Origin of the sequence: Streptomyces sp. NPDC057543 (assembly GCF_042801895.1) — a bacterium.
Taxonomy (GTDB): Bacteria; Actinomycetota; Actinomycetes; order Streptomycetales; family Streptomycetaceae; genus Streptomyces.
Genome location: NZ_JBHVFF010000359.1, coordinates 1 through 7,479, shown reverse-complemented (window position 1 = coordinate 7,479; position 7,479 = coordinate 1). Strand labels below are relative to the sequence as shown.

The 7,479-nt window shown below is 68.6% G+C and carries 9 protein-coding genes and 1 pseudogene; 7 read left to right on the top strand and 3 right to left on the bottom strand.

The annotated features are described in order from the left end of the window. Positions 1 to 419 precede the first annotated feature (419 nt). Positions 420 to 893, top strand: coding sequence for a ricin-type beta-trefoil lectin domain protein (locus ACFU8Q_RS36915; protein ID WP_384463149.1), 474 nt, complete (start codon positions 420 to 422; stop codon positions 891 to 893). A 192-nt stretch (positions 894 to 1,085) separates the two neighbouring features. Further along, positions 1,086 to 1,422: pseudogene (locus ACFU8Q_RS36910) on the top strand (TrmO family methyltransferase); the annotation flags it as partial. Positions 1,423 to 1,443: 21 nt separating this feature from the next. On the opposite strand, the gene ACFU8Q_RS36905 reads toward ACFU8Q_RS36910, so the two are convergent. Further along, the gene (locus ACFU8Q_RS36905; RefSeq protein ID WP_384463146.1) at positions 1,444 to 2,085 is read right to left on the bottom strand and encodes an HAD family hydrolase; all 642 of its coding nucleotides are present in this window, start codon (positions 2,083 to 2,085) and stop codon (positions 1,444 to 1,446) included. Positions 2,086 to 2,299: 214 nt separating this feature from the next. Here ACFU8Q_RS36905 and ACFU8Q_RS36900 point away from each other — a divergent pair, with 214 nt between their 5' ends. From ACFU8Q_RS36900 to ACFU8Q_RS36880, 5 genes are all read left to right on the top strand, one after another. Then, positions 2,300 to 2,473, top strand: a complete 174-nt coding sequence (locus tag ACFU8Q_RS36900) for a hypothetical protein (RefSeq protein ID WP_384463143.1) — start codon at positions 2,300 to 2,302, stop codon at positions 2,471 to 2,473. 553 nt (positions 2,474 to 3,026) lie between these two features. Beyond that, on the top strand, positions 3,027 to 3,320 hold the full coding sequence (locus ACFU8Q_RS36895) for a hypothetical protein (protein WP_384463141.1): 294 nt from the start codon (positions 3,027 to 3,029) through the stop codon (positions 3,318 to 3,320). A 53-nt stretch (positions 3,321 to 3,373) separates the two neighbouring features. Then, the gene (locus tag ACFU8Q_RS36890) at positions 3,374 to 4,372 is read left to right on the top strand and encodes a hypothetical protein (RefSeq protein WP_384463138.1); all 999 of its coding nucleotides are present in this window, start codon (positions 3,374 to 3,376) and stop codon (positions 4,370 to 4,372) included. A gap of 120 nt (positions 4,373 to 4,492) precedes the next feature. Further along, positions 4,493 to 4,780, top strand: a complete 288-nt coding sequence (locus ACFU8Q_RS36885; protein ID WP_384463136.1) for a hypothetical protein — start codon at positions 4,493 to 4,495, stop codon at positions 4,778 to 4,780. 147 nt (positions 4,781 to 4,927) lie between these two features. Next, positions 4,928 to 5,311, top strand: a complete 384-nt coding sequence (locus ACFU8Q_RS36880) for a pentapeptide repeat-containing protein (RefSeq protein ID WP_384463133.1) — start codon at positions 4,928 to 4,930, stop codon at positions 5,309 to 5,311. On the opposite strand, the gene ACFU8Q_RS36875 is transcribed toward ACFU8Q_RS36880, so the two are convergent. Both ACFU8Q_RS36875 and ACFU8Q_RS36870 read right to left on the bottom strand, forming a co-directional pair. Beyond that, the gene (locus ACFU8Q_RS36875; protein WP_384463152.1) at positions 5,299 to 5,514 is read right to left on the bottom strand and encodes a hypothetical protein; all 216 of its coding nucleotides are present in this window, start codon (positions 5,512 to 5,514) and stop codon (positions 5,299 to 5,301) included. The two genes, ACFU8Q_RS36880 and ACFU8Q_RS36875, sit on opposite strands and share 13 nt — an antisense overlap. Positions 5,515 to 6,035: 521 nt before the next feature. Continuing rightward, a complete protein-coding gene (locus ACFU8Q_RS36870) occupies positions 6,036 to 7,412 on the bottom strand; it encodes an IS1380 family transposase (RefSeq protein WP_384463130.1) in 1,377 nt (458 codons plus the stop codon). Between the last annotated feature and the right edge of the window lie 67 nt (positions 7,413 to 7,479).

Below are 7,479 nucleotides of genomic sequence, written 5' to 3'. Positions count from 1 at the left end.
GCGGCCTGCCGGCGCCTGATGCTTGCGAGGGCCTCTTGCGACTGCCAGTGCCGCCGGCCCGAGCCTCCTCGTCTTCGCTCAGACCGCAGGCCGGTTGGGCGACATGAGAAAGCTTCAAGAATCCAGAAGTTCCGTCACCGGACGGAAGAGCGCCCGACGGAGGAAGAAGCCCCTGGCCACAGGGGCAAGCTCTCAGCAGACCTCAGAGGAACGTGCGGGATGTCGCACACAAGTACGTCCCGGAGCTTGCCGCGGGGCGGGACTCGCTCGTCCCGGCTTTGCGTCCACGCCCCTCGCCCACGCCTACGTTCGGGTGACGGTGCGCCATCGTCCAGGCAATCCTCTGTTGGATGGGAGCTGCTGCTCGGCTGCCAGGCCAGCAGACAACAGAGAGTCCTTCTCCTTGAAAGGGTTACTTCATGAGCCCAACTTCGTGGGCACGGCGCCGGACCGCTGTCGTCGCCTCCCTAGCCACCGCTCTGCTCGCCGGTACCGCCGCCACGGCACACGCGGACTCCCCGGAAGGGCTGATCATCAATCACGGAACCGGCCGATGCCTGGCCACTGACAGCAGGGATGCATTCGCGGCTACCTGCGAGGAGAACAACCTCTACCAGCAGTGGACGGTGGTTAACAACGACGACGGCACGGTGTGGATCCGAATGGCGCGGTACCCCTATCAGTGCCTGACGTCTTACATTCAAGGGGGTGTGTCAGTCGGCGGCTGCGAGCACGAAACGACAGCACCGAACTGGGTCATGCGAGACGGAGGCAAGTTCAGCAACCTCGGCGGCGACCAGCAGTGTCTGACGGTCCAGGGCGGCGATCTGATCACCGCAGCCTGCGCCAGCGGGTACAACAAGTACCAGGACTGGATCCTCCCCGTCGGCTGATAGGGGGCGAGCCGTCGCGCCGCCGATCGTCAGGCGGGAACCGAGGTCGAGCTTGACTTCGCCAGCCGCCCCGCCACCAACGCGGCCACCGCCCGCAGCCGCAGGGCCTCCTGCGCCGACGGCGACAGATGCCGCGCGTCTGCCACCAGATCGCTCACACACCACCAACGAACCAGAACCCGAACCGATCCGGATCAATACCAGGGCGGGCCGAGTCGGTCATCCACCTCAACGAGGCGTACCCCCTCGAAACCCTGCAAGGCATCGGAGAGTTCTCCCACCTGACAGTGACGTGGCGCTTCCACCTCGCACAACCCGAAGACGTCCAACTCCACGCCCGCAGCCCCCGGGGCAACCCGCAGTGGCTGGCGACCGGAACTTACGTCCACCGCAACCACCGACGCCCAAACCAACTGGCCATCAACTAAACGAGGTTGCTGAGCGTGGAAGGCCGCGACCTTCTGGTGATGGACCTCGACGCGGTCGAGGGGACGCCATCGTGGACCTGGCCCCGTACTTTCAGGAAATACGGACCGTCACCGTCGTACGGTCAGAAGAGTTCCAGGAGTTCGGTCAGGGGCGTGATGGATGGGACTTGCTCCGTCGCCGCCGTCCGGCACAGCGCCCGACCCTCGTATCCCAGCACCATCGCCGCGGAGACGAGGGCCGGGAAGTCGTCGACGAACAGACACTCGGACGGCTTGAGACCGAGCCCGGTGCTCGCGTGGTGGTACATGCGCGGGTCGGGCTTCTCACAGCCGAGCACCGCGGAGATCGCGTACACCTCGAAGTAGTCGCGGATGCCCAGCCCCTCGTGCAGATCAGGCAGGTTCGGCCAGGCGTCCGACACCACGGCCAGCCGCACACCGCGCCGCTTCAGCTCGGCGAGAGTGTCGAGGACATCCGGGAACAGTTCGAGCACCACCGAGGGATGCACGTCACGGCGTAGCTGAGCGAGGAGTTCGGGCGTCGGCTGAAGCCCGAGACGGCCGAGCAGCACACGGTGGTAGCCGTCGTAGTCGGGCGTGCCGGGAGAGTCAGCCATGAACCGATCACCGGAGGCTATGGCGTCGGCGAAGCGGTCGGGTGTGATCGAGGGATCGTGCGCCAGAATGTTCTCCTCGAAATCCGCGCGCGGATTCCACCGGCCGCCGATGGGCCGCATGAGCACGCCGCCCGAGTCAAACAGCACCGCTCGAAGGTCCGAAGAGGAGGATGGTGAAGTCGTCACCGGCCCAGTCTGGTCACGCGCGCGGGTCACGTCCAACGCGACTCAGAACCCGAACCGTTGCGGATCAATATGGGCTGCGGTGATTCAACGGCCCCGCCCTCGGCGGTTCGCCGCGGGCGGGGAGGGGGAGGGGGCAGGGGCTGCCGGAGGGACCGGCAGGAAGGGAGGGCCAGCCGTGGAGGAGAGCATCTACGGAAGCCGGGCGGACGGTGCAGCGGAGGGCGCGAAGAGCTGGCGGGCGGAAGAGGAGCAAACTCCCGCCATCGGTGAGGGGCTGGCGGCCATCGCGTACGCGCTGCTGGACGTCGCGGCGGCGATCCGGGAGAACACCGAAGCCCGCCAGCGGTAGGGGAGTGGCCCGGCGGCAGCAGCATCGGCCGGACACCGGGCGCACCGCCGGGCCGCTCCGACTCCCACAGAATGGGCGGGCGCTGAGGGTCCGCTGGAAGCCTTCCCCGCAAACCTGCCCGGCGCCCGGATCGAGTACGGGCGCGGGGGCCGACCGCCCGCGATGAACGCGCGATGAGATGGCAGCGTCTCCGCCTGCCCGCGCGGGGCAGCGGGCTGGTCGGCGGCGGCGCGGCCATCGGCCCGAGTCAAGCGCCCGCGAAATCGCACCGTAGCGGAACCACACGGCCCATTCAAGGGCGTGGGCTCACAAACTCGCAGGTCAGAAGGCGTGAATGGGCGCCACAAGCGGTAGATGCTGGGCGCACGTCAGCGGGCCACTGCCGAAATTCGCGAGATCTCGCATCGGTACGAACCGCGGTGCATTCTCCTCTCTGTCCGGGCGGCGCCCCCGGACAGACCAGGGCTTGCGGGGCTAACCCCTCCGCGCCCCAGGGTTCGACCGTTCCGTTCATCCGCACGTGCCCCCGTCACGCCCACAGCAAGGAAGTGTCATGCCTACAACCCTGGTGACAGAGGAGACCCGACGGCGCGCTCCCCGGTTGCCGCTCCCGGCGACCGGTGTGATCGGTGGCACCTCGGCCGTCGGCGTCGCCTACGCCGGGGCCCCCTGGTGGGTCCTCCTGTGCTCCGTGCTGTGCGCAGCAATCGCCTACCTCCCCGCGCTGCTCCCGCAAAAGTCCGAGCACCGGCGAGACGTGCTGCGGGACTTGCTCCGCCACCGCGAGCGCATGTACAGGCTGCGGCGTGAGCCGCCCCGGCAGCCAGCAGAGGGGAGGACCGAATGACGGCCATGCATCGGCGTCCTGCGGTCAGGCCGACCGTGCGCAACAATCGCGGCGTGCAGACGTCGACTTTTCCCTCGGTCCGCGCGCTCGACCAGCTCCTCGGCGGCCTGGGCGCCGGCGCGGCTCGTCGGCGTCAGCTGGACATGGTGCGCGGGGAACTGGAGCGGGCACTGAGCAGCGGCGCGCTGCCGGTCCCGGCCCGGCGCAGCCTGCGGCGGCTCCTGGAGGAAGAGGCGCTCCGCCCCTACGTACGGCTCGCAGAGTCCGGGGCGCTGCGGCACCGACGGGTCGCGGGCGGCTTCCCGCCCACCTCGAAGGCGACCAACGAGATCCGCCGCACGTGCATCGACCTGCTGCGCGCGGCGCTGGAGATGCCCGCGCTGCACCTGGGCGGCGGGGAGATCCCGCTGCAGCCCGCCCCGGAGGCGGCCACTCTCTCCGTCCTGGCCCGCCAGCTCGACCGGTACCTCGGCGGCGCCATGTCCCCGGCGCAGACCCGGCTGACGACCCTACTCGCGCTGGAGCTGGACACCGCGGCGCGCAGCGGGGAGCTGGCCGACCTGCGCACCACGGACCTGGGCGAGGACAACGTCGCGGTGTACGCCGAGCGGCGCCCCCAGGGCGGCGGCGCCATCGAGGGAGAGTGGGTCGAGACCTCGGCGCTGACCCGGGCCGCGCTGGAGCGCTGGCTGCCCGTGCGGAAGGACCTGGTGCAGCGGGCGCACGGCACCTCGCGGCTGTGGGTCGCTCTGGATGAACCACGACGGTGTCCTCGACGACGAAGGACGGACGGTGATCCGGCCGCTCGGGATGCCTCTGGAGGAGAACGGGCTGGTGACCTCGTACCGGGTCGGCCGGCTGCGGTACGACGGGCTGCGCCAGCTGCTGCCCCTCAAGCTGGAGCAGCTGCGGCGCGCGGTGGACGCCGAACGCCAGCGCACCGCCGCGTAGTCGCCTCTTCTTGTCGCTGCCTGACCTGGTCTTTTGCCGTGCGGCGGCCGTCGCACGAAGGGCTTGTTATCAGCCGCAGCGAGGCGCTTGCGGTGCTTTAAACGACGTCGTTTACTGCACGGCGGCCTGGCGCGTCTCAGTTCTCCGACGTCCTCGCTCGGCTTGCTGCCCTGCTCAGCGGGAAGCGGGTTCTGATCTACAACAAGTGGTACGACGTCGGCGTGCTGAGGCACGAACTGACGCTGCACTACGCCGACGTCGAGCCCGACGGGGAGGCGGGCGCCGCAGCGAGCAGGCAGGCGGCGGCCTGGCTGGAGGCGCTGGACGTCGAGGACGTGATGATCTCTTACAGCGACTGGGTCGGGGACTGGAGCGAGTACCACGGGAACAACCGGTGGCAGCCGCTGCAGGGCGGCCACCGGGCCGCGGGGGACTGCCGTGCGGTCCTGGACTGCCACCGGGCCATGGGAAAAGCCCGTGGGTTCGCATTTTCTGAAGGGGGCTCGTAGCCGAACCGAGGGGTGGTACGGCCATAACGGTACTCGGACGGGCCCGGGTTCGTCCGGGCCCGCGAACCTGATGGTCATTGGTTGGGTCGCTCCCGGGCGCCGCGCTGCGTACCGCAACCACGTGGGGAGTCTCGTAGTCCTACGGATGTGACTACTTTGGCTGCTCGTCCGTCTGTTCCGTCCTGGCCGTCCTGCGGACTTCACGATGCGTCCACTGACGGGTGCCGCGGCCGCATCGTGGCCCCCTACAGCCGCTGCCTGGCCCACTTGGACCAAGCGAAGCGCCAGGCGTACTTGGGAGACCTCCAGCCCGGTAGCGACGTAGACCATCGCGGCACACGCCTCACCGGAGCACTTCTCACCGCACTCCTAGCTGCAGTACGCGATGGAAGGCGAGCTTCCTTCGGCGCTGCACGGTTCAGCGACGCGGACTTCAGTGATGACGCCGACTTTGATTCTGCCGCATTCGAAGGCGATGCTGACTTTGACAGAGCGAAGTTCAACGGCGCCGCACGGTTTCACTGGGCATAGTTCCGCGGCAACGCCGGATTCAAGGACGTCGCATTCAATCGAGAAGCCGACTTCGCCGAAGTAAGATTCGCAAAGTATGCCGGGTTCGATAGGACGGTTTTCGGCGACGGCGCGACCTTCAGTGCTTCCAGCTTCAGCCGGGCCAGCTTCTGGGGCGCAAGGTTCAGCGGCCCCGCCCGGTTTGGACTGGCAACCTTCAGCAACGACGCCTACCTCTTCGACGCGGTCTTCGAGGGCACGTCGGGCCTCGGGTCGGTCGTGTGCGGGGGAATGCTTGGTCTGACAGGGGCGGTCTTCCACCACCCTGTGACCATCAGCACGAACCGTATGGTGTCGGCGCACTCAGTGGATGTCCACGGCTAAGTTGAAGTTGCGCTACGCGACGGTGGATTTCACTGACGCGGTTTTCGAGTATCCCGTCATCGTCGCATTTCACCGTTCCGCTTGGACGACCCGTGACGGTGATGTACCGGAGACATCTCTGTCGGGAATGCCTCCCACGGTGAGGATGAGCTCCCTTGAGGGAGTCGATGCCGCACACCTAGTGCTAACCTCGATCTTGCATGGCGGTCCGTCAGCTCGGCTGGCGGGCCGTTTCTGCTTGTCCGGGCTGGGTGTTTCCGCCGGTGGGTATGGTGACGGCCCGGCTGTCGCGTCGGGTGGGCGCCAGGTTCCACGGCTCCGGAAGTAGTTGGGTGCTCGTCGGGTGGGGCGTTGTTGCTGGTCAGCCGGGGTTCGGCAGGGCGTGCAGGCGTGTGAACGCGTTGGTGATCACGTGGGTCCAGGGCCAGTGCCTGGCGAGGCGGAGGATGCGGCGGCGGCCTGTAGTGACGAGCTGGGCTGCGGTGGAGAACAGCCGAAGCCGCAGACGGCGGGGCTCCCAGAGCCGGGCGGCGCCGGTCAGGGCGAGCAGAGGCATCCAGGCGAGCAGGTCCAGGGCGATCTGGACGATCTCCAGCCAGATCTGGTTCTGCGCGGCGCCGTGGAGGGGTAGGTTGCGCAGGCCAGTGGCGTTGGCGGCGCGGATGCGGTTCTCGGCCCGGGCCCGCTGCCGCTGGCGCAGTTCAAGGGGGGCGATCGCCCCGTCGGCCGTGTTGGTGGCGAAGCAGGTCAGCCGCATGCCGTCGGCGTCGGTGAAGCGCAGTTGGGCGCCGGGGTGTGGCCCTTCCTTGCGCACGATCAGCCGCAGCCCGTTGGGCCAGCCGGTCAGGCAGTCGCCGGCGAGTTCGGCGACCCAGGCGCCGTCGCGGATGTCGCCGTCGGGTTCGACGGCCGGTGTCCAGGCCGAGGCCGGGATCTTCAGGACGGCCTGGTGGATGGCGTCGGTGATGGTCATGCCGACCGAGTACGACAGCCACCTTCCACGCTGGGCGAGCCAGGCGACGAACTCGTGGGTGCCGCCGCCGGAGTCGGTGCGGATCAGCGTCTGCCGGCCGCGCCGCAATCGCTTGGGCAGCTGGGCCAGGGCCAGCTTGGTGGCCTCGATGTGGTCTGCGGCGGTGTTGGAGCCTGCGTTGCCGGGCCGCAGCATGCCCACGACCGGTTCGCCGGACCCGCCGCGGCCGTGGTCGACGAACCCCATCAGCGGGTGGTGCCCGAACGTCTTCTTCCAGGTCGCGGCGGCGTCCTGCTTCTCGGAGTGCGTCAGGACGAGGACACCGTCGATGTCCACGATCACCTGCCCACCCGCATCCGGCGCTGCTTCACCGGCCAACCGCCATACGTGTTCGCGTACTTCAGCACGGGCGGTGCGTAGTGCGGCCAGGATCCGTCGCCCGCCCGCCGCCAGCATGCTGATCAGCCGGGAAACCGTGGGGTCGGAGGCCACCGGCCCGAACACGGCTGGCTCGGCCCGCAGCATGCCCACATCAGCCAGGCAGTCCCCGCCCAGCGCGACGGCGAGCGCCACATCCAGCAGGATCTTGCCCGGATCGTGCACCGCCCGGGCTGTCCGCCACGGCGCCAGCGCCTGCGATATCGCGGCATCCAGGCCCGTCTTGCGGACCGTCTCGACCAGCAGTACCGCACCGGCCTGCGAAACCACCCGGCGACCGCCGCCCTCGACAGGGACACGCGGATAGGACCCGATACGCTTCTTCACCTGGAAAGTGCCTCCGGCGGTGGCGGGAAAAGGACGTCAGTAATCCTAATTCTCGCTGGTCAGAGGC